General features: G+C 55.3%; 20 protein-coding genes. 3 read left to right on the top strand and 17 right to left on the bottom strand.

Annotation, left to right across the window (positions count from 1 at the left end; all coding sequences use genetic code 11):
• Window position 1: 1 nt before the first annotated feature.
• The gene (locus ADJ79_RS13650; RefSeq protein WP_158241715.1) at window positions 2–1,366 is read right to left on the bottom strand and encodes a S1 family peptidase; all 1,365 of its coding nucleotides are present in this window, start codon (window positions 1,364–1,366) and stop codon (window positions 2–4) included.
• A gap of 20 nt (window positions 1,367–1,386) precedes the next feature.
• Window positions 1,387–2,385, bottom strand: a complete 999-nt coding sequence (locus ADJ79_RS00320; protein ID WP_050714289.1) for a sulfate ABC transporter substrate-binding protein — start codon at window positions 2,383–2,385, stop codon at window positions 1,387–1,389.
• 365 nt (window positions 2,386–2,750) lie between these two features.
• Between ADJ79_RS00320 and pbpC the strand changes: the two genes are divergently transcribed.
• Window positions 2,751–5,030 (top strand): penicillin-binding protein 1C, encoded by a 2,280-nt coding sequence (gene pbpC / locus ADJ79_RS00315; protein WP_050714288.1) that lies wholly within the window; start codon window positions 2,751–2,753, stop codon window positions 5,028–5,030.
• A gap of 362 nt (window positions 5,031–5,392) precedes the next feature.
• Here pbpC and ADJ79_RS15090 read toward each other — a convergent pair whose 3' ends face one another.
• From ADJ79_RS15090 to ADJ79_RS13620, 8 genes are all read right to left on the bottom strand, one after another.
• Entirely contained in the window at window positions 5,393–8,116 is a 2,724-nt protein-coding gene (locus tag ADJ79_RS15090; RefSeq protein ID WP_082202736.1) for a calcium-binding protein, read from the bottom strand.
• A gap of 111 nt (window positions 8,117–8,227) precedes the next feature.
• The gene (locus ADJ79_RS13645; protein WP_156303915.1) at window positions 8,228–8,743 is read right to left on the bottom strand and encodes a hypothetical protein; all 516 of its coding nucleotides are present in this window, start codon (window positions 8,741–8,743) and stop codon (window positions 8,228–8,230) included.
• A gap of 69 nt (window positions 8,744–8,812) precedes the next feature.
• Window positions 8,813–8,989: a hypothetical protein gene (locus ADJ79_RS13640; RefSeq protein WP_156303914.1), complete on the bottom strand. Its 177-nt coding sequence runs from the start codon at window positions 8,987–8,989 to the stop codon at window positions 8,813–8,815.
• On the bottom strand, window positions 8,986–9,534 hold the full coding sequence (locus tag ADJ79_RS13635; protein WP_156303913.1) for a hypothetical protein: 549 nt from the start codon (window positions 9,532–9,534) through the stop codon (window positions 8,986–8,988). Before ADJ79_RS13635 ends, ADJ79_RS13640 begins: the two co-directional genes overlap by 4 nt.
• Entirely contained in the window at window positions 9,531–10,028 is a 498-nt protein-coding gene (locus ADJ79_RS13630) for a hypothetical protein (RefSeq protein ID WP_156303912.1), read from the bottom strand. The genes ADJ79_RS13635 and ADJ79_RS13630 overlap by 4 nt, the downstream gene beginning before the upstream one ends.
• 61 nt (window positions 10,029–10,089) lie before the next feature.
• Complete coding sequence (locus ADJ79_RS00300) at window positions 10,090–10,734, bottom strand: hypothetical protein (protein ID WP_156303911.1); 645 nt, start codon at window positions 10,732–10,734, stop codon at window positions 10,090–10,092.
• Window positions 10,735–10,803: 69 nt separating this feature from the next.
• Entirely contained in the window at window positions 10,804–11,181 is a 378-nt protein-coding gene (locus tag ADJ79_RS13625; protein WP_156303910.1) for a hypothetical protein, read from the bottom strand.
• Window positions 11,178–11,687, bottom strand: coding sequence for a hypothetical protein (locus ADJ79_RS13620; RefSeq protein WP_156303909.1), 510 nt, complete (start codon window positions 11,685–11,687; stop codon window positions 11,178–11,180). The genes ADJ79_RS13625 and ADJ79_RS13620 overlap by 4 nt, the downstream gene beginning before the upstream one ends.
• A gap of 40 nt (window positions 11,688–11,727) precedes the next feature.
• On the opposite strand from ADJ79_RS13620, the gene ADJ79_RS13615 reads away from it, so the two are divergent.
• Complete coding sequence (locus ADJ79_RS13615; protein WP_156303908.1) at window positions 11,728–12,039, top strand: hypothetical protein; 312 nt, start codon at window positions 11,728–11,730, stop codon at window positions 12,037–12,039.
• On the opposite strand, the gene ADJ79_RS00295 is transcribed toward ADJ79_RS13615, so the two are convergent.
• On the bottom strand, window positions 11,975–14,173 hold the full coding sequence (locus tag ADJ79_RS00295) for a hypothetical protein (RefSeq protein WP_371256958.1): 2,199 nt from the start codon (window positions 14,171–14,173) through the stop codon (window positions 11,975–11,977). The genes ADJ79_RS13615 and ADJ79_RS00295 overlap by 65 nt on opposite strands.
• Here ADJ79_RS00295 and ADJ79_RS14845 point away from each other — a divergent pair.
• Window positions 14,087–14,386, top strand: coding sequence for a hypothetical protein (locus tag ADJ79_RS14845; RefSeq protein WP_172673989.1), 300 nt, complete (start codon window positions 14,087–14,089; stop codon window positions 14,384–14,386). The two genes, ADJ79_RS00295 and ADJ79_RS14845, sit on opposite strands and share 87 nt — an antisense overlap.
• 146 nt (window positions 14,387–14,532) lie before the next feature.
• On the opposite strand, the gene ADJ79_RS13610 is transcribed toward ADJ79_RS14845, so the two are convergent.
• From ADJ79_RS13610 to ADJ79_RS13590, 6 genes are all read right to left on the bottom strand, one after another.
• Window positions 14,533–15,192: a hypothetical protein gene (locus ADJ79_RS13610; RefSeq protein ID WP_156303907.1), complete on the bottom strand. Its 660-nt coding sequence runs from the start codon at window positions 15,190–15,192 to the stop codon at window positions 14,533–14,535.
• A gap of 149 nt (window positions 15,193–15,341) precedes the next feature.
• Entirely contained in the window at window positions 15,342–15,923 is a 582-nt protein-coding gene (locus ADJ79_RS00290) for a hypothetical protein (RefSeq protein ID WP_156303906.1), read from the bottom strand.
• A 20-nt stretch (window positions 15,924–15,943) separates the two neighbouring features.
• Window positions 15,944–16,117: a hypothetical protein gene (locus ADJ79_RS13605; protein WP_156303905.1), complete on the bottom strand. Its 174-nt coding sequence runs from the start codon at window positions 16,115–16,117 to the stop codon at window positions 15,944–15,946.
• Between the two features lie 22 nt (window positions 16,118–16,139).
• Complete coding sequence (locus ADJ79_RS13600) at window positions 16,140–16,745, bottom strand: hypothetical protein (RefSeq protein ID WP_156303904.1); 606 nt, start codon at window positions 16,743–16,745, stop codon at window positions 16,140–16,142.
• 91 nt (window positions 16,746–16,836) lie between these two features.
• Complete coding sequence (locus tag ADJ79_RS13595) at window positions 16,837–17,304, bottom strand: hypothetical protein (protein WP_156303903.1); 468 nt, start codon at window positions 17,302–17,304, stop codon at window positions 16,837–16,839.
• Window positions 17,305–17,321: 17 nt separating this feature from the next.
• Window positions 17,322–17,717 (bottom strand): hypothetical protein, encoded by a 396-nt coding sequence (locus ADJ79_RS13590; RefSeq protein WP_156303902.1) that lies wholly within the window; start codon window positions 17,715–17,717, stop codon window positions 17,322–17,324.
• Between the last annotated feature and the right edge of the window lie 4 nt (window positions 17,718–17,721).

The raw sequence follows: 17,721 nt of genomic DNA, 5'->3' as shown, positions 1-17,721 counted from the left end.
ATTAGTAAATGCTTGCTAATTCTACTTTATACTCTTCAAGTATAAAATTAATTGGAACAAATGCAGTAATAGGAGCAGGTACGCTACCGAAAGATCCAGTGAATGCACATATATCTGTACTGGCTACAACAATACCTACTGCTAAATTTCCACCTCTTTCCGTGTTTCCTGTTACTACTGGGCCGCCAGAATCTCCAGGCTTACTACACACAGATAAAGACGAAAGATTTCTTATTTGCCTTCCATTGTAAAAATATGTCGCATTGATAGTAGTAGTTTTTCCACATTTCCACCCACTGACTGCACCGGCAGCACAGTATTGCTCATGAACTGAAGGATTTTTGCTTCCAACTATTAATCCCTCTCTTCTGATTTCACTTCTCCAGTATACAGGTGATCCAGAATAAGTTGGACTAATAATGTATACATATTTACCAGGGGTACTATGCTTAAAATTATCGTTCCCAATAATTCCATAATCTGTCCTATCGCCAGACATGAAAACTGTATTTGAAATGGCTCCATAAAAATCTCCACCGAACCAACCAAACTTCTGTGTATCCATTTTGTCCCCTGCCTGGCCGCAATGCCCAGCTATGATAGTGAATGGAAAAATTCCGCCAACCACATTAAACCCAGCCGTACAAGTGATACCTCTATAGGATAAGCCAGCTTGAGTTGTATTTCTTAAAGGCATTCCTGCCCAGAGATCTGGCGATGCAGTCGCACTCATTGGGCTAGAAACTTTAAAATAAAATAGGATTTTACTAAGCTCGCCATCACCTTGAATGATATTTCTAATAGATTCTATTGCTTGCGGCTCCGTAAATATAATAAATTTTTGTTGTATGGTGTCATATCCTACCCCCACTAAACCTCTGATGCCAGAATCCCAAATTTTATTGGCGATCCTTGAGTTCATAGCACTTATTTCCTTCTTATTATAGAGAGAGGATTCAAAAATAACACCAGAAAATCTCTCTTCAATATTTTTCTTTTCTTTCTCATTTAGTCCCTTGATCCATATATGCAAGACTGGTTCGCCAATCTGTGCATCATCAACATCTCCGCCAGAAAATCTTAATGGAAACTCATTTTCTATTTCTGTTGCCAGTTCACTCAAGCGGCGAGCCCTCCTCATGTGTTTCAATGCATCTGCATCTGGTATATCATCACCTTGCAATTTTTTTCCATTCATTTTATATCTTTTGGCCTCAATTTCAGGCACACTCTCAGCCAGTGATTTTTTATACTCTTTTAAATAAGGTGGAATAAAGTTCTCATCATTAGTTTCAAGATTGTCTTGAGCATTCACATGGCCAATCAAAGAAATTAATAAAACCAATACGAATGACTTAACTCTCATATTCATCTCCCAAGTAAGAATTACCTGCCGGCAGGCTGGTAGAGCTTGTCGAACTGGCCGCCGTCGTTGAAATGCACTTTCTGCGCTTCACCCAGCGAGCCGAAATACTCTTTCACCGTGAAGAGCTTCAGGTTTTTGAAGGTGTCGGCGTGCTTTTTCAGAATGTCCGCGTTGCGCGGGCGCAAGCCGTGTTTGGCGGCAATTTCCTGGCCTTCGTCGGAATACAGGTAATCCAGATACGCCTTGGCTTGTGCGGCGGTGCCTTTTTTCTTCACCGTGCGCTCGACCACGGCCACGGGGTTTTCCGTGACGATGCTGGCCCAGGGATAGACCACTTCCACGCGGCCCTTGCCGAATTCGCGCTCTACCGACACCACTTCGGACTCGAAGGTGATGAGCACATCGCCCACGTTGCGTTGCAAAAACATGCCCGTGGCGTCGCGTCCGCCGCGCGCCAGCGCGGGCACGTTTTTGTAGAGCCGCGCCACAAAATCGGCGGCCTTGGCGTCGTCGCCGCCCTTGGCGCGCGCCTGGCCCCAGGCGGCCAGATAGGCCATGCGGCCATTGCCGCCTGTTTTGGGATTGACGACAACCACTTTCACGTCGGGGCGCGTCAGATCGTCCCAGTCCTTGATGTTCTTCGGGTTGCCCTTGCGCACCAGAAACAGCATGGTCGAGGTGTTGGGCGCGGCTTCGTGCGGGAACTGCTTTTGCCAGTCGGCGGCTACGGCGCCTTTGGCGGCAAGAAAGTCCACATCGGTGGTGGTGTTCATCGTGACCACATCGGCCTCCAGCCCGTCGGCCACGGCGCGCGCCTGCGTGCTGGAGCCGGCGTGCGACTGATCGACGCGGATGTCCTGCCCCGTGCTTTGCTTGTAGTGCCTGATGAAGGCGGCGTTGTAGTCGCGGTAGAACTCGCGCGTGACGTCGTAGGAGGCGTTGAGCAGCGTGGTTTCGGCATGGGCCGCGCCAGCAGCGGCCAGAACGAGGGCGGAGGCAATGAGCTTGAGCTTTTTCATGGGGGGCCTTTGAAAACGTGAAACAGGCGCTGGGCGCCCGAGGCCCGCAAGTGTCACAACGAAGCCTTCAAACTCAAACGAATTTTTTATTGTTTTTTTATAGGGCGGCGCATCTATGGCCGCCGCTGACCAAACCGCTTCCGGCGGTTTTTTGCCTTGCTCCTGATGCTCCGCCAGAACGAAAAGCCGATTGGCCGCGCCTGCCCAGCCACATCAGAAACAGGAGCAAATTCAAGGGCCTTGAATGCCGCCTTGCGCAATATCCACTAGGACCTCATGCTATGGATAGAGTAGCTAAAAATGCCGCGCTTTCAACCCTGCGGCCAGCGCCCTGTGAATGTGCCGCGCCGCCACAATCGCGCTCCATGTTCCGCCCTTCGCTCCGATGCCTTCTGCCTTCTTTTCTGCCCGCTGCCTGGCTGGCGGCCCTGCTGGCCGCCGCCCCGGCCCATTCCAGCAGCGCGCCAACATTCGCGCAGGTCAAGGCGGATTTCCGTTCTTCCGAAACCTGGCTGCTGGATCGCAGCGGCCAGCCGCTGCACCGCCTGCGCACCGATGACAGCGCGCGCCGGGGCGCGTGGGTGGCGCTGGCCGATGTGTCGCCCGCGCTGCGCCAGGCGCTGGTGCTCTCGGAAGACAAGCGCTTTTACGAACACAGCGGGGTGGATTGGCGGGCCGTGGGCGCGGCCGCCTGGGGCAATTTGTGGAACGAGAAAACGCGCGGCGCCAGCACGCTGACCATGCAGCTGGCCGGTCTGCTCGATGAAGATTTGCGCCAGGGCGGCAGCGGCCGCAGCCTGCGCCAAAAGCTGGGGCAGGCCGTGATGGCGCGGCGGCTGGAGGGCGGCTGGCGCAAGGACGAAATCCTGGAGGCGTATCTGAACCTCGTGCCCTTCCGGGGCGAGCTGGTGGGGCTGGACGCGCTGGCGCGCACGCTGTTTGGCAAAGCCCCCCACGGCCTGAACGACGCCGAAGCCGCGCTGGCCGCCGCGCTGGTGCGCGCGCCCAACGCCAGCGCCGCCCGCGTGGCGCAGCGCGCCTGCGGCGTGCTCTCGCTCATGCGGGCCGGGCAGTCTGCTGAAGAAAAACGGCAGGGCTGCATCACGCTGGAGCTGCTGGCCGCTGGCGCCCTGCCCCGCCGCGCCTGGCCCGCCAGCGAAGGACCAGCCCCCCACCTGGCCCGCCGCCTGATTGCCGAGGCCGCCCGCGCCGCGCCCGATGGCCTGCCCCCGCCCGCCGTGCCCAGCACGCTGGACGGCCCCACCCAGCGCCTGGCCCTGCAAACCCTGCGCCAGCACCTGCGCGAGCTGCAAGGCCGCAACGTGCAAGACGGCGCCGTGCTGGTGCTGGACAACGCCACGGGCGAAGCGCTGGCCTGGGTCGGCTCCAGCGGCAGCGATTTGAGCCAGGCGGCAGAGGTGGACGGCGTGACCGCCCTGCGCCAGCCCGGCAGCGCGCTCAAACCTTTTCTCTACGCGCAGGCCATTGCCCAGCGGCGCATCACGGCGGCCACGCTGCTTGACGACTCCCCCGCGCGGCTGCAAACCGGCGGCGGGCTTTACATCCCGCACAACCATGACCGGCGCTACCACGGCTGGGTCTCGGCGCGCGTGGCGCTGGCCTCCTCGCTCAACATCCCGGCCGTGCGCGTGCTCGGCATGGTCTCGCCTGAAGCCTTTCACCGCCAGCTGCACGATCTGGGCATGCGCCTGCCCGAAACCAGCGGCTACTACGGCCTGAGCCTGGCGCTGGGCAGCGCCGAAGTCACGCTGCTGCAACTGGCCAACGCCTACCGCGCGCTGGCCAATGGCGGGCGGCTGTGCCCCGTGCGCCTGCACCGCGCCAGCGCAGCGGAACAAGCCGCGCCCTGCCCCGCCGCGCTGGACGCGGGCGCCGCCTTCATCGTGGGCGACATCCTCTCCGACCGCAACGCGCGCGCCCTCACCTTCGGCATGGACTCCGTGCTGGGCACGCGCTTTTGGAGCGCCGCCAAAACCGGCACCAGCAAAGACATGCGCGACAACTGGGCCGTGGGCTACACCCCGCGCCACACCGTCGCCGTGTGGGTCGGCAACGCCAGCGGCCAGCCCATGCACGACGTCAGCGGCGCCAGCGGCGCGGCCCCCGTCTGGGCCGCCCTCATGCGCCACCTGCACCAGCTGGCCCCGTCGCCCGCGCCCGCCGCGCCCGAAGGGCTGGAGCGCGTGAGCGTGCGCTTTGACAACCCGCCGGACGGCGAGCCGCCCCGCGCCGAATGGTTTCTGCCCGGCACTGTGCAAGCCCTTTTCGCAAGAGATTCGGCGCAAAGCGCACAAGACGCACCGCAGGCCGACGCCGCCAGCGCCCCCAAGCCCCGCATCACCAGCCCCGTCAGCGGCTCCATCATCGCGCTGGACCCCGACATCCCCCCCGCCAACCAGCGCCTGCGCCTGACCGCCGCCGTGCCCGCCGGCGCCGCCGCCCGCGCCCTGCGCTGGCAAGCCGCAGGCCGCACCATCGGCCACGGCCCCAGCGCCGCCTGGCTGCCCCTGCCAGGCCGCCACACCATCCGCCTGCTCGACCGCCACGGCCAAGTGCTTGACGAAACGAATATCGAAGTGCGCGGCGCGGCCTTGCGCGTGAACGCGCCCGGCCCGCCCCGCTAAAAAGCCGCACGCGGCAGCGCCAGCAAGCCCGAATCAGGCGGCGGCGCGCAAGCATCCGCCGAAGAAGCCGGAGGGGCTGAAGGGGCCTGAGGGGCCGTGCAGGCTGTGGGTTGCATGGCGCGTTTCAGATTGCCTGCCCGGCGCGTACCGGCCCGGCGCGGCGCACAGGCGTGCCAGCGCCCTCTGCACGCGGCACGGCATGGCGTGCAAGAAGCCTCATTTCAGCTATCGGATCAATAGCATAATGTCCCCGTGGAATGGGCGCTGATGGCATTTTGACAGGGGTCAATTTCGCTCCTGTTTTTGGGTCAATGGGCAGGCCGCAGGCAGGGCTTGCCCGCCGCTTCGGCCTGCCCCCCGCTTCACGCGCTGGCTGCCAGCAGGGGCCGGAAACCGCCGGGCTGCGCTTCAAGGCTGGCCGGGCCGGTTTGCGCGCTGGCTGCCGCCGGCGGCGCAAAGCTGGCCAGCGCGCCTGCCAGGCGCTGGGCTTGGGCTGTGGCGCTGAAGTCTTCCGCCATGAGCATGCGCCGCGCCCATGCGGACGGCACGTAGGCCGCTGGCTGCGGCGCGCCCTCGGCCTGCTGCCCGCCTTCTTGCCCAAACTCGCTCATGGCCTGCGCCAGCGCGTCGGCTTCAACCCACGGCCCTTTGTGGTTGTGGATGAGTTCATCTTCAACCCACGGCCCTTTGTGGTTGTGGATGAGTTCACCTTCAGCCCACGGCCCTTTGTGGTTGTGGATGAGTTCATCTTCAGCCCACGGCCCTTTGTGGTTATGGATGAATTCATCTTCAGCCCACGGCCCTTTGTGGTTGTGAATAAACGCGCCTTCGACAAAGCCCGTGGCGGGCGCGGCGGAACGCATGAGGCTGGGCGCGGCGGCCAAGGGCGTGTCTTGGGCCTGCTGCCCGAATTCGCTCATGGCCTGCACCAAGGCGTCGGCTTCGGCCCACGGTCCTTTGTGGTTGTGGATGAGTTCACCTTCAACCCACGGCCCTTTGTGGTTGTGAATAAGCGCGCCTTCCTGGCCGAACGGGCTGCTGGCCTGCTGCGGGGTTTGGCCTGGTTCGATGATGCCGGGGCGGATGGCGGGCGCGGCGCTGGCGCTGCGGATGAGGACGTCTGGCGCCGCCGCCCGTCTCGCCGCTGTCAGGCTGCCGTTTTTGCGGTTTTGCCGTTCGCTTTGTTCCAGCCGTTGCACCAGTTGCGCGGCGCTGAGGGTGACACCGTCGGCAAAGCGCACTTGTTCGATGGCGTGGCCGCCTGCGGCCAGCTGGCCGCGCAGGGTGAGGGTTTGGCCTTCAAAGCCGAGGATGAGGTCCTGGCCCTGGCGGGTGAGCTTCCAGTTGGCTGTGGAGGCGATGTGCTGCAGGCGCACGGTGTCGATGTCCTGGGCTGTGGCAGCGCTGCTGTCTTCTTCGATGGTGTCGCTGCCTTGGGCGCGGCCCCAGATGTAGGTGTCGCTGCCTGCGCCGCCAATGAGATGGTCGTCGCCCTGGTGGCCGGCAAGGAAGTCGTTGCCTGTGCCGCCCCAGAGGCGGTCGTCGCCCAGGCCACCGTGGATTTCGTCGTTGCCTTCTCCCCCGTAGAGCCAGTCGTCGCCGCCTTCGCCGTAGAGGTGGTCGTCTCCGGCTTCGCCGCTGAGGGTGTCTTGGCCCTGGCCGCCGTAGAGCCAGTCGCCGCCTTGGCCGCCGAAGATGCGGTCGTTGCCGCCTTCGCCGTAGAGGTGGTCTTCATCCGCGCCGCCATGAAGCTGGTCGTCGCCTTCCGCTCCGTAGAGCCAGTCTGCGCCTTGGCCGCCGCTGGCGATGTCGTCACCCGCGCTGCCGTGTAGACGGTCTGCGCCTGCGCCGCCAGCCAGGGTGGGCGTTGCGGGTTCAGGCTGCGGCACGGGATTGCCTTGGGCGTCAAGCACAAGGCCAGGCGTTGGCGTCGGCGTTGGCGTCGGAGTTGGTGTCGGTGTCGGTGTCGGAGTTGGCGTCGGAGTCGGAGTTGGCGTCGGCGTTGGTGTCGGATCGGGATTGGGTACAGGTTGCGGATCAGGATTCGGCTTCGGATCAGGATTCGGCTTCGGATCGGGGTTCGGCTTCGGATCAGGGTTCGGCTTCGGATCAGGGTTCGGCTTCGGATCAGGGTTCGGTTTCGGATCGGGGTTCGGTTTCGGATCGGGCTGCGCCGGTGTGTATTCAGGCAGTTGCAGTCCCAAGAACGCACTGCTGCCCCGGAAGAAGTCGCGCACGTGTACGTGGCCCGCGCTGCCTTGTCCTCCCGCGCTTGCACGTATGACCAGGTCCGCCCCTTGCCGCGTGAGGCGGGCTTTGCCGTCGCTGCTTTGCCATTGGTCTTTGCCTGTGGCCTTTACGCTTTCTCGCGTGAGGGCCGTGCCGTCAAACAGGAGGCTGCCTTGGCCGTCTTTGTCGGCAATGACGGTGCTGCCGCCTTGTTGCAGCATGCCGCTGTAGAGGTGGTAGGTGTCCTGGCCGCTTTGGTCGGTGATGGTGTCATTGCCTGCGCTGAGGTGGTAGGTGTCGTTTCCGCTTTCGTCGGTGAGGCGGTCGTCTCCCGCTCCGCCTGCAAAGGTGTCGTCTCCCGCTCCGCCGTCCAGCCAGCTGCCGTCGCTGCCTGCGGCCAGCCGGTCGTCTCCTGCTCCGCCGTGCAGTTCGTCATGGCCGCTGCCGCCAATGAGGGTGTCATCGCCGTCTTCTCCGTAGAGCTGGTCTTGCTGGCCGTCGTCGTCGCTGGCGTCCAGGCTGTCGTGGCCTGCGCCGCCATAGAGCCTGTCATGGCCCGCGCCGGCATAAAGCTGGTCGTCTCCGCTGGCCGCGTGGGCAGGCATGTCTTGCGCGTCGTCTCCGTAGAGGGTGTCGTCGCCTTCGCCTCCGTAGAGGATGTCGTTGCCCGCCTGTCCGGCGATCCAGTCGTGGCCTGCGCCGCCGTCCAGGATGTCGTCGGCTCCGCCTTCGGCTACGCGCTGCTGCTGCATGAAGCTGATGCCCGCGCCCAGGGTGAAGCGGTAACCCGTTCCGTGCGGCTCGGCTTGCCAGTCCCATTCATGGATGCGGCCATTGGGGATCACAACGGGGTTCATGGCGTAGGCGCCGTCTGTGCGGGCCTGCTGAAACTCTTGCGTGGCCGCATTCCAGCTGTAGCTGCGCGTGCCTGCGCCTGCGTAGGGCAGTATAGACGGATTGAATGTGGCTCATTGTGATTCCCCTTTCTCTAAAAGATTGCCAATGTTAACCATATGATCAATATTTCTCGCATCCTTAGGAAAACAAAGACTAGTGCTGGTATTATTCACCGCTAAATTCCGCGCAAGAAATCCCCATTTCATTTTGCAATAAGTATAAGAAAGAAATATCTTACCATTATCCAGATCTTGATACTTCATTTTGGAACATGAAATGGGAACTGTATATCCTAAACGCCCAAATGACAAATTTTCTTCTGGCGCCAATCCTGCGCGCTTCACGTCTTTCCAGTCAGCCGCGAGTTTTGTTTCGGTTTTGAGATGACACACATATTCAAATTGAATCATGCCAATAATATGATCGAAAAACAATATAAAAAATATGCCAAAAAAGACCCCCGCGCGCAAAAGAAATAATTTATTGGGAGACAACGAGCACCCGAAAATTTTGACCAACTGGTTGCTGATGAAGACGGCAATCAAGATAAATCCGCCTAAAATGGCATAGGCAATCATTCCAATCATGCCTCGGATCCTTTCTAAAGCGTATTGAGAAACTTGTTTAAGATGGTGTGAAATCGTCAATGTATTGAGTCAGCACGGATAAATCATGCTTTTCATTAATGAACGCGCCTGCATATCGGTAAATCCTGATCCACCTTCTCGAGACGGATCTTTGATCAGATTTTCTTGTCCATGAGCAGTTCTCAGGTCTCCATAAGAAGCCTGAGACAATTGCGCAAGAAGACTGAGATTTTGACTAACTTTCATGGTTGCTCCTTAGAAAAAACCGTTTCCAGCATGGTCAGTCTATCGCCCGGCACTTTGCAGACATAGGCATCGTCAGGCACTGGCAATGGAATAACATGTCCACCCCATCGACCATATTTAATAAATTCACCGAGTATCTTTCCATCGCCGCATCGCATCACATAATCTCTGTACTTATATAAAATCGGATTGCTAGATTTTCTCACTGGCGTTTGAGAACCATCTATAGCATAAATAGGATATTCGCTTGAAACTGAGCAGTCAAAAGATCTACCAAATATTTTTTTGATTGCCATTCGGTTGATCTGCCTGCTCCGATTATCAAGATAGGCCCCAGGCAAATAGTCAGAATAGCCACCCGGAAGATAAACTTTCTCATAGATATGAATTCCGCCTTCCTTCGCGCAGAGACGATTCACTTCCCAGTCCGTCAAAAAGACACGCAGTTTGATAACTCCGGCATATGACAGAAAGCAGGCAACAATAGATAGAAATAGCATGCCTATGATGGAACGCCCATAAATATATTTTTGATTGACTTTCATGGTTGCTCCTTAGAAAAAACCGTTTCCAGCATGGTCAGCCTATCGCCCGACACTTTGCAGTCATAGCCGCCATCAGGCCCCAGGGTTGGGGTAATTCTTCCCCCACTCCGGCCATATCTGATGAACTCCCCAAGAATCTTTTTATCGCTGCATCTCATTACATAACTTGTCATCTTATATAGCGTTGGATTGGCGGATCTTCCTATCGGGATTTCAGTGCCGCCAATCGCATATGGCGCATGTTCGTCTGGATTTGAGCACCCAAAGGATCTTCTAAATATCTTTTCATTTGCCGTCCAATTATAGGCGTAGCCACCCGGCAGATAGGCCTTTTCATAAATATGAATGCCGCCTTCTTTCGCGCAGAGCCGATCCGCCTCCCAGTCCATCAGAAAGACACGTAGTTTAATGACTCCGATATACGACAGAAAGCAGGCAATAATAGATAGAAATAGCATGCCTATGATGGAACGGCCTTGTTGATATTTATTCATGGGTGCGTCCACTCAAAAAATGAATCAATACTGAAGCTCAGGTCTAGACAGATTTCATTTCCTACGCTCCCAAAAGCGAAATTTGCCTGCCTGACATTTGCTGCCCGCCAAGCAAGGCCCATGCAGCAGCTATTACTTGTTTGAACCCGTTATAAATAAAGTGCCGCACGGCATCCAGCACACCCTCCAGCGAGCCTTTGGCAATGTGGCTGCCCGATGAAACGATTTGGTTCAGGGCTTCAATGCTCAAATCAGGCGCGAGTTTTTCCAGCGCATGGCCCAGCGCAAGCATGTCCGTGAGGCGGTATATGCTGTGATTGCCCGTACCCGTAGTTTCTTCCTGAAACAGGCCCACGCGCTGGCCCATCTGGGTAAACCACCAGTTATTGGTGGTGAAATTAATGCCATTCTCGGTAAAATAGTTGCTCTGGCTGCTGGAAACCGCTGACATGGGCTGGCCTTTGCCCAGCAGGTTGTCAATTTTGTCGAAGAAAAGCTCGGCAGTGCTTTGCAAAAAACCGGCGCTATTGAAGGTGGAGATGTGTTCTATGGAGAGGCTGCCGCCAAAAATGCGCACAAAGGCCGAGGCCAGATGCCCGCCCAGGCTGTGGCCATTGATGGAAATTGAATTGACGCCTGTCAGTCTGCCCGTCCCTTGGGCCGGAAGGCCGGGAACGACCAGGGATAGGGGCGAAGGAATGGGCACGCCAGTCGGAGTGGGTATGTTGACCAGTTGCCTGACGGTTTCCGTGGCCGGCGTGGTCTCGCGTAACCATCAGTTGACCATGTCAATAATCTGGCTGTGAGCCGATGAACTCAAGGCCAAATCGAGGTCTGCGCCAAACATATCCTCTCCCGGCTGAGTTCCCCGGGTCGAAACAAAAACTTTTCCTTCATAAGGCGTGCCTTTGCGACCTTTCCAGACAATGGCATCAAATCCAGAGCCAAGTCCAGGGAAATCATTCTTGTATTCATTGCTGATGACTTCGAAATTGTCGGCTATGAATTTTGCCAATGGGGGCGTCATGCGTTTTGAAAGTGCCCCTTTTTTGGGATCTTCCCATTGATCTCGGCTTATAGCACCTACTGGCAAATCTATATAGGCCGCATCTGCAAGTAATGCATTGATATAGGCGGATTGAATGTAGCTCATTGTGAATCTCCTTTCTCTATAAGAGCATCAATATTAGTAGCACGCAAAATATCTGGCAACTCTTTGGCAACACAGGATTCACCACCATGATCACCATTAAAAGCTATTGTTTCCAAGAGAATGCCGCCCCCTCTGTAGCATTGAGTAAAAGATAAAAAGATTTTTCCAGTATCCATATCCTGATAATTATGGTCTGCGCAGGAAGTTGGAACTAAATATCCCTTAGGATTAATCTCTTTTATCTCAAATTTTGCACGTCGCACTTTTATCCAGTCGGGATCAAGTTTCACCGTCGCTTTGTGATGACATACATATTCAAATTGAATTACTCCAATAATATGATCGAAAAATAATATGAAAAATATGCCAAAAAAGACTCCCACGCGCAAAAGAAATAATTTATTGGGTGACAGCGACCACCCGAAAATCTTGACCAGCCGGTTGCTGATGAACACGGCAATCAAGATGAATCCACCCAAAATGGCGTATACAATCATTCCTATCATGCACCGATTCCTTATTTAGATAATATACATATTGGCAAACTTGTTCTGGTTGACGAGCTTTGCTCACGCCAAAGACTCTGCCGCTTCACGTCATGTGGACAACCAGCAACATTGCGATTTGCTCTCAACGGGACGCTTTATACACCCGGTTTTTGCTTATGCCGGCCCTTATTTCATGAAAAGCATGAACGATTTCCGCTTTTCAGGCCCAGCCTCCGATAAAAGGCGACATTGGGGCGATGAACGGCATATTCGGTTGATGGCAAAAAAACGTCTGCGGCCAGTTGTCATCGTCGGCTCCGCCTTCGGCTACGCGCTGCTGCTGCATGAAGCTGATGCCCGCGCCCAGTGAAGCGGTAACCCGTTCCGTGCGGCTCGGCTTGCCAGTCCCATTCGTGGATGCGGCCATTGGGGACCACAACGGGGTTCATGGCGTAGGCGCCGTCTGTGCGGGCCTGCTGAAACTCTTGCGTGGCCGCATTCCAGCTGTAGCTGCGCGTGCCTGCGCCTGCGTAGGACTGCGCTATGACGCGGCTTGCCACGCTGTATTGCGCGTCTCCCAGGATGAGGTCATCGCCTGCGCCGCCTTTGATGTCATCGCTGCCCGCGCCGCCAAAGAGCACATCTTTTGCGCTGCTGCCGTAAATGTGGTCGCTGCCCGCTTCGCCGCTGATCCAGTCGCCTCTTTGGTGGCTTTGGCCGTTGTGCCGCTGCCATTGATCATCGTCACTGGCGCCCCATAGCCAGTCGTCGCCTGCGCCGCCGTAGATCATGTCGGTGTTTGGGCCGCCGTAGACGGTGTCGTCATCAACCATCCCCGGCCGCGTGAAGGCCTGGCCCGCGCGGATGTACTCGCGCCCTTCTCCTCCAATTACCACGTCGCTGCCGCTGCCAGCCATGACGTAGTTGCCATTGCCGTCTCCTGTGCTGATGTGGTCGGCATGGTTGGAGCCGATAAAAGAATTGGACTGGCTGTTGCCTGCAAGGGAGACGCCTTTGTCGGCCTGGCCTGCGTTGATGTGGATGTAGCCGCTGGTTCCCGATTGGTCGAGACCCAAGCCGGATTGGGTTCCGCCCGGGCCGGGCTGGGGGTCAGGCGCTTTGTCCGTCATGCTCAAGCCCAGCTGGCCATTGGTCCAGTTGCGGATGCGCGCAATGATGTGGCCCGATTTTTTGTTTTTCACCAGCAGGTAAGTGTTCGCTCCGCTGCCTGTGAGGCTGTAGAGGATGCCTTGCTCTTCATTGACCCAGACTTTGTCTGCCTTGCGCTGGCCGCCTTGCAGCGTGTGGCCATCAAATTCCAGGTGGCCGTCCCCGTCGCTGTCGTAGATGGTGTTTCTGCATACTTCCGACGCGCGCATCACGTAGGTGTCATGGCCCGCGCCGCCTGCCAGTTCATTGACGCCGCTGCCGCCTTCCAGCCGGTCCGCGCCTTCTCCCCCTATGAGGATGTCACCCTTGGCGCCGCCTACAAAGTGGTCGTCTCCCGCATTGCCCACGAACAGGCTCTTTTTGTCCGGCTCGGCTGCTTGCACGCTGGCGCCTTGCCCGCCTTGCACCACGTGCCAGACTTGCGCGGCCATGTTCATGCTGAATAGCACGTTGCGCCCCAGCAGCGGCTCCAGCCACTGGCTGACGTAGTGCTGCGCCTTGTCTTGCGCCCCAGGCAGCCCGGCGCCAACCGCCGTAACGTAGTGCAGCACCTGGTTTTCTACCGTGAAAAACTCCTGGCCCGCGTAGCTGCTGCCTTGCCAGTAATACCACTCCATGGCTTGCGCCCATAGCGCCTTTTGCGCTTCTTGCGACAGACCGTCTGTAATTTTGTACAGATCATTGGTGAAGTGGCTCAGCTGGCTGTCTGCGCTGCCGATGCCTTTTTGCAGTGTGTCAGCCACCAGCCCCGTTACGAAGTCGCGCGTGGAGTAGTTGGGGTCGCTGGCGTAAAAGGCCGTGTCCAGCAGCATGGGGGTGAAGTCGGGACGGTCTTTCATGTATTGCCGCAGCCGGTCTTCATACAGCAAGGCCGCGTGCAGGTTCATGCTGTGCAGCGATAGGCTCTCTGACAGCGGCCTGTCTCCTATGCTGATTTCGCGGTCTTCGCCCATGACGGTGGGCGTGACTGCACGCAGATATTGAAGAAACTCGCCGCTTACGTGATGGTTGATGACTTTTTTCTCGCGCTCTCCATATTCTGAAGGAATAATCAGATCGCGCAAATTTTTGATTTCTTTCAATACTGCCATGCTTTGCACAATGGCAGCATGGGCCGTCAGTGTAGCCGCTGTTAGGGTTATTGTGGCGGGATTATTGACTGCAGCTTCAAATGGCGCTTCCGCAAAAGTTGTTGCAGGGCGATTGAACCAAACAGCCATGTTCGAGGCCAGCCCGCCACCCAGGCTGTGACCTGTGAAGCTGATTTTCTGGGGATCCTTGCCGTTTTCTGCGGCCCAATTGACCACGGCCAAAAAATATTGCGCAGCCAGCATTTGCTGGATGTGATACGGCCCCAGTTTTCTGACAAGCGCCATGCCTACGTCTGTGACGAGATCGGCTATCGTGTTGTAAATGCGGTCATCCAGCAAGAAATCGGTGCCCTTGTAGGCAATGACTATTTCTCCCGTGGCTTCGTTCAGATAAGCTCCGGCCGTGAAACTCACCGGATTCCATTCGTTCAGGTTGTCACCGGGCGCAAAACCTAGATCAGATAGATTTTTCCAACCCGGAGGAACAGGAAGTTTATTGTTAGCATTTTCACTGATACCATCTCCTCTTTGATCATTATAGACATACGCAGAAAATGCTGCATATTCGTTAGTTGTCGCCATGACATCTCCTCTTAAAAAAATCAGTCAGAAATCGGCTCTCCGCCACCCAGCCTCGCATAAAATGCGGCCAATTCTCTATAATCAGAAAGAATAATTTTTTTTCCAAATCTCCAACGATCTCCACTAACAGGACACCATTGCCCATCTTTTTCAACGATTGAAATCACTTTCATTTGATTTCTTTCGCATGGATAAACATTTTCCTCGTTCCTTATGTTTTCAGGGATAGACAGAAAAGGTATCCTCACGAAATCAGCGCCATTCCAGACAAATCCAACCATATAATTCTTGGGGTATCTATAGTATTGGTTTTGCTTTATGCCGCGAGGCTTCCCAAAAACATAGACCTTGCCATCTACAACATCCACTCTTTGCGGTCGTAGGCGGGAATGCCAGACCCGCTTTCCTCCCAGCTCCGGCAAATCAATCGTGACCCAGCTTTCAGCCGTTCCGTAATTTTCATAATACCGCCGTCTCTGCTTGATCGTGATAATCCTTCCATCAGACAATCTCACTTCCTCGTACCAGCTCGGATACCGCTCACGGTAAAGCGCCCAGCCGCTCCAGGCCAGCACGCTGGCAGCCGCCGCCAGCAAGGCCATTCCCATCATTGATTTCAGTTTCACACTACCCATCCAAATCAAAAAAATACCGGAACCGCTTTCCGCAAGGAGATTCATGTGTCGCGCGCAGCTGGCTATCGGCGCCTTTCAAGAACTATTTCTCCCCGTGGTTTCATTCAAACAAACTCCAGCCGTGAAACTCACAGCGCCAGCAGACCGCCAAGGTTGCTTCACGTGTCATGGTCATTTCTGATCTCCTGAATCAATCAAGGTTGAGGAATGGCGGGAGGTTGAACTCCTCTGACATTGATAAGGTCTCCGTCACCTGCGCCGCGCGGATACTTTTTCCAGTGCGCCTCTTTGGCAGCAATGGTAAGCAACTTGCCATTGAAGTGGAGTACGCCAGCTGCATTCGGCGTCGGCGGCATAATATTAGATTTTTTAAAATAAGGGACCTGCCCCCATTCAGACGCTGCAACTTCTTTCCTGTCTGGATGAACAATTAATATAGGCACTTTTTCGCTAACTACTCTATTCCTAACAAACCCAATCTCGCTTAGCGCGATATACCAATACTCTTTATTTTTATAGATGTAACGGACATCATAGTTATCAAACTTTCTTTTGAAAACGCCAATTCGCCCACCCGCATCAAAGGTGATCTCCACGCTGCGCTGGATTGACCTGAGATCCGGATCAAAAATAGAACTGGTTCGTTCATAGCCACGCTTGATGTGGACAATAATAATTTTGCCGCAGAACAGCTCGACTTCTTCATCCCATTCAACATCGAAATAACGGCTGAACTTGCAGCCACCGAACAGCAAAGGTGACAACATAGCTGCCATGAGTTTTCTACGGCTATTTCTCACCTGGTCATATCCCATTCGTTCAGGTTGTCACCAGGCGCAAAACCTAGATCAGATAGACTTTTCCAGCCAGGGGGAATGGGGAGCTCATTATTTAACGCATTAGCACCTCCCCCGCGTTGCTCATTATAAACATGAGCAGAGAAAGCTGCGTATTCATTGGTTGTAGCCATGACATCTCCTTTCATCAAAAAATTAATCCGATCGCACCGTTGCGTTATCAAGACCCGCATAGGCATCTGCTAACGCCCTATAATTATTTAAATCAATAATCTTTCCAAATTTCCATCTATCTCCCCTTACGGGACACCATTGCCCATCTTTTTCAACGATTGAAATCACTTTCATTTGGTTTCTTTCGCATGGATAAACATTTTCCTCGTTTCTTATGTTTTCAGGAATAGACAGGAAAGGTATTCTCACGAAATCAGCGCCATTCCAGAAAAATCCAACCATATAATTCTTGGGGTATCTATAGTATTGGTTTTGCTTTATGCCGCGAGGCTGGCCAAATACATACACTTTCCCCTCATGTACATCTATTCGTTGTGGCATTAAAAATGAATGCCAGATCCGCTTTCCTCCCAGCTCCGGCAAATCAATCGTGACCCAGCTTTCAGCCGTTCCGTAATTTTCATAATACCGCCGTCTCTGCTTGATCGTGATGATCCTTCTATCAGACAATCTCACTTCCTCGTACCAGCTCGGATACCGCTCACGGTAAAGCGCCCAGCCGCCCCAGGCCAGCATGCTGGCAGCCGCCGCCAGCAAGGCCATTCCCATCATTGATTTCAGTTTCACGCTACCCATCCAAATCAAAAAATACCGGAACCGCTCTCCGCAAGGAGATTCATGCGCCGTGCGCAGCCGGCTATAGGCGCCTTTCAAGAACTCAAAACCCAGCCCGCGCGCAAATTGGCAAGAAGTTTTTCATGATTGACAATTGGGCCAGCGCAAAACCTCTGTCGCTGATGCCGCCATCGGCAGCGCTCTTGCCATCACGCTCATAGTCGCCTCCTTTGTCTCTGGGCTGAAATTCGGTTGAACGGAAAGACAGGGTGTATTCTCCGCTTTCCTTGTTGCGAAACAGCGTGCAGGAAAATCCCGTGTTGTCATTGGGATAGTGCGTGACGATTTCGTAGTTCCGAGTGAACCTGTCAATTTGCCTGCCGGTAAAACGCGTGGCACTGGATAAAATGGAATCACTTGGACTCTTTCCCTGAAGATGCGCTTTGTTGGCGCCTTCCTCGAGTATTTTTCTCAATGTTTTTCGATCATTGACGCCATCTAAATAACATTCAGCTGCACTTTGAAGCAGTGCAAAATTCAGAACTTCACTAGCTTTGAACGGAACGGACATATGGCCTCCTTAAAGGTTTACTGAGTAGAAAAACGAAATCGAAAGAGGTTGACAGGATCAATTGGAGTCAGAACCTGAGAAATAAACGGCTCCGGATAGGATAGCTTATCGACTACTCGCTTTCCCTTATTAAGCAGCTCAGGGCAAAAATACGAAAATTCCCATCCAATACCCGTCTTGTAAAGCGAGGCAAAAGCAAAGCTCCTGCGCACGCCCAAAATTTCTCCGGTAATTCGATCCAGCACAATCAGTTCGCCGCCTGCAATGTCATATTGGCGGTCATAAGGACGCCGGATGCCGCGCCAAGTATAGGCATAGCGTGATTTCAATTGATCTCGCGGACTGGCGTCACCTGTCATTTCATCACCTGTTTCCTTGTAATCTGAGACATAAAGCCAATGCGGTTTTTTCAAAAGA

It is taken from the genome of Ottowia sp. oral taxon 894 (genome assembly GCF_001262075.1).
GTDB classification, from domain to species: domain Bacteria; phylum Pseudomonadota; class Gammaproteobacteria; order Burkholderiales; family Burkholderiaceae_C; genus Ottowia; species Ottowia massiliensis.
Note: the sequence above shows the minus strand (reverse complement) of the source record. Positions and strands in the feature narration are given on the sequence as shown.

Coding starts and splice junctions, on each gene's coding strand:
- ADJ79_RS13650 (WP_158241715.1), bottom strand. CDS start 1,366: ATGAGAGTTAAGTCATTCGTATTGGTTTTATTAATTTCTTTGATTGGC.
- ADJ79_RS00320 (WP_050714289.1), bottom strand. CDS start 2,385: ATGAAAAAGCTCAAGCTCATTGCCTCCGCCCTCGTTCTGGCCGCTGCT.
- pbpC (WP_050714288.1), top strand. CDS start 2,751: ATGTTCCGCCCTTCGCTCCGATGCCTTCTGCCTTCTTTTCTGCCCGCT.
- ADJ79_RS15090 (WP_082202736.1), bottom strand. CDS start 8,116: ATGAACCCCGTTGTGATCCCCAATGGCCGCATCCATGAATGGGACTGG.
- ADJ79_RS13645 (WP_156303915.1), bottom strand. CDS start 8,743: ATGATTGGAATGATTGCCTATGCCATTTTAGGCGGATTTATCTTGATT.
- ADJ79_RS13640 (WP_156303914.1), bottom strand. CDS start 8,989: ATGAAAGTTAGTCAAAATCTCAGTCTTCTTGCGCAATTGTCTCAGGCT.
- ADJ79_RS13635 (WP_156303913.1), bottom strand. CDS start 9,534: ATGAAAGTCAATCAAAAATATATTTATGGGCGTTCCATCATAGGCATG.
- ADJ79_RS13630 (WP_156303912.1), bottom strand. CDS start 10,028: ATGAATAAATATCAACAAGGCCGTTCCATCATAGGCATGCTATTTCTA.
- ADJ79_RS13625 (WP_156303910.1), bottom strand. CDS start 11,181: ATGAGCTACATTCAATCCGCCTATATCAATGCATTACTTGCAGATGCG.
- ADJ79_RS13620 (WP_156303909.1), bottom strand. CDS start 11,687: ATGATAGGAATGATTGTATACGCCATTTTGGGTGGATTCATCTTGATT.
- ADJ79_RS00295 (WP_371256958.1), bottom strand. CDS start 14,173: ATGCTGGCTGCGCAATATTTTTTGGCCGTGGTCAATTGGGCCGCAGAA.
- ADJ79_RS13610 (WP_156303907.1), bottom strand. CDS start 15,192: ATGAATCTCCTTGCGGAAAGCGGTTCCGGTATTTTTTTGATTTGGATG.
- ADJ79_RS00290 (WP_156303906.1), bottom strand. CDS start 15,923: ATGGCAGCTATGTTGTCACCTTTGCTGTTCGGTGGCTGCAAGTTCAGC.
- ADJ79_RS13605 (WP_156303905.1), bottom strand. CDS start 16,117: ATGGCTACAACCAATGAATACGCAGCTTTCTCTGCTCATGTTTATAAT.
- ADJ79_RS13595 (WP_156303903.1), bottom strand. CDS start 17,304: ATGTCCGTTCCGTTCAAAGCTAGTGAAGTTCTGAATTTTGCACTGCTT.